The sequence below is a fragment of the Neisseria oralis genome (assembly GCF_045062685.1).
Classification (GTDB): Bacteria; Pseudomonadota; Gammaproteobacteria; order Burkholderiales; family Neisseriaceae; genus Neisseria; species Neisseria oralis.
The window spans coordinates 1-891 of record NZ_JBJGEB010000034.1; the positions used below are offsets into that span (position 1 = coordinate 1).

The 891-nt window shown below is 57.6% G+C and carries 1 protein-coding gene; it reads right to left on the reverse strand.

From position 1 onward, the window contains the following. Positions 1-822, reverse strand: an 822-nt coding sequence (locus ACI43T_RS11965; RefSeq protein WP_405387332.1) for a type IV secretion system protein, incomplete at its 3' end; no start/stop codon positions are given. Between the last annotated feature and the right edge of the window lie 69 nt (positions 823-891).

Genomic DNA, 891 nt, shown 5'->3' on the forward strand with positions numbered 1-891 from the left:
CATCAGCGTGCTCATCATCAGCCCCAAGCCGCCCTGCATGATCGTAATCTGCGCAATGCCCGGACGATCTTGCGATGCCGATCCCGCCACCGCCGCACCGACCCCGTACTCGCCCAAAACCTTCGTCGCATACACCAGCATCACCTTCAGCCCTATCGTCACCATCACCGACAGCACCGCCATCGTCAGCAGCGAACCTAAAAAGAATTTCAGCCACCCTTGGAAATACTGCTTGGTCGGATCATACAGCAAACACAGGATGAACGCCGGTGCCGTCAGTATCGCCAGCGACAGCGCGATTTCGTTCAGCAGCAGCAACGCCCCCGCCACTACCGCCGGCGCCCCCTGCGCCACCCCGCTGGCCATGATGAAGTTGGAAAATGCGCTGCCGTTGTCATTGCTCGTCGCCGCCTGCAGACTGCCGAACGCGCCCATGATCAGGTGCATCAGCAGCAGCGACGAATCCACCATCGCTTCCGGCGAGGCGTATTCGCCGTCCACGATCACCGACGCTATCGGGTTCTTGATGTGTTCGCTTATCCAATCCCTCAGCCCCGTCGGGTTGTTCATGATCCAGCTGGCAACCGTTATGATCACCACCATCTTCGCCCCGCGCCATAAAAACATGTTCAGCGGTTCGCGGCTCTGCCCGTTCAATATCCGGTAGCCTTCGAACATCAGCCATACCGTCACCATGCTCATCAGCGACGGTATCAGCACCGTCGACAGCGCCGACAGCCCCCTGTCGCCGAACTTCATGATCAGGATTTCCACGTAGGTCTTGATCAGGATAAAGAAACCTAGGTTTTCCGTGTTGCCCATATTCTGCCTGTTTGCCCTCCGGTTTTCAACCGGTCCGTATCCGTTTTATTGCAATGCGCGTCGAATTTC